This is a genomic window from Myxococcus sp. CA051A (assembly GCF_013336705.1).
GTDB classification, from domain to species: Bacteria; Myxococcota; Myxococcia; order Myxococcales; family Myxococcaceae; genus Myxococcus; species Myxococcus llanfairpwllgwyngyllgogerychwyrndrobwllllantysiliogogogochensis.
Window position 1 is genome coordinate 1 of sequence record NZ_JABUMS010000061.1, and the last position, 1124, is coordinate 1124.

At 68.9% G+C, this 1124-nt stretch carries 1 protein-coding gene; it reads right to left on the minus strand.

Features of this window, described 5'->3' with window-relative positions; genetic code table 11:
* On the minus strand, positions 1-1124 hold a 1124-nt coding region (locus tag HUA74_RS44895), incomplete at both ends, for an AMP-binding protein (protein WP_174459504.1).

The window sequence follows — 1124 nt, forward strand, 5'->3', positions numbered from 1 at the left end:
AGGACGGAGATGTCGAAGGAGATGGAGGTGACGGCGAGCCACGTGCCGGGAGAGGTGCCCAGGCGGTCATCCATGGCCGCGAAGAAGTTGGCGGCGGTGCGGTGAGGCACCATGACGCCCTTGGGCCGGCCGGTGGAGCCCGACGTGTAGATGACGTACGCCAGATTGGCCGCGTCCGCGTTGCCAGGAGTCCGAGCTTCCTCGTCGCCCGTCTCATCGAGAAGGAGGACCTGCGCCTCCGAGGAAGGCAGTGAGTCGAGGAGGCGTCGCGACGTGAGAATGAACGGAGCGCGAGAGTCCTGGAGCATCCAGGAGAGGCGGTCCGAGGGGTAATCAGGGTCGAGAGGAACGTACGCGCCGCCCGCGTGGAGGATGGCGAGCATGGCGGCGACCATGTCGGCGGAGCGCTGGACGAAGAGACCGACGGGGGCGTCCGGGCGGAGGCCGAGGGACTGGAGTCGGTGGGAGAGACGAAGGACGCGCTGGTGGAGGTGGCGGTAGGAGAGCGAGACGTCACCGAAGGACAGCGCGGTGGCGTCGGGGGTGAGCGCGGCCTGTGCCTCGAACTGGAGGTGGAGGCACGAGGAGTCGAACTGGCGCGAGGACGCGTTGAAGGAGCGAAGGACCTGCTCGCGCTCCTCTCCCGTCACCAGGGAGAGCGCCCCCAGGCGTGAGTCGGGACTGGAGACGAGGGCCTGGAGGGCGATGCTCCAGTGGCGCAGGAGGCGCTCGGGGGTGGAGGGCTCGAAGCGAGCGGCGTCGAAGAGCAGGCGCAGCTCCAGGGCGTCCCCGGGGATGACGTACGCCTCCAGCGGGGTATCGGCCTGCTCACGTGCGCTGAAGTCGCGGATGCCCAGCTCGGCGCTGGCCGAGTTGACGGCGGCGTCGACGGGGAAGTTCTCGACGATGAAGAGGGACTCGAAGAGGGGCGTGCCACGCGGCACGTCGCTCCACCGCTGGAGGTGGGTCAGCGGCGTGTGCTCGAACTGGCGCAGCTCGAGCTGCTGGGTGTGGAGCTGCTGGAGCCAGGAGAGCGCGGTGGCGTCTTCGTCGACGAAGATGCGGACGGGCAGTGTGTTGATGAAGAGGCCGACGGCGTGCTCGATGCCGGAGACGTCGGCGGA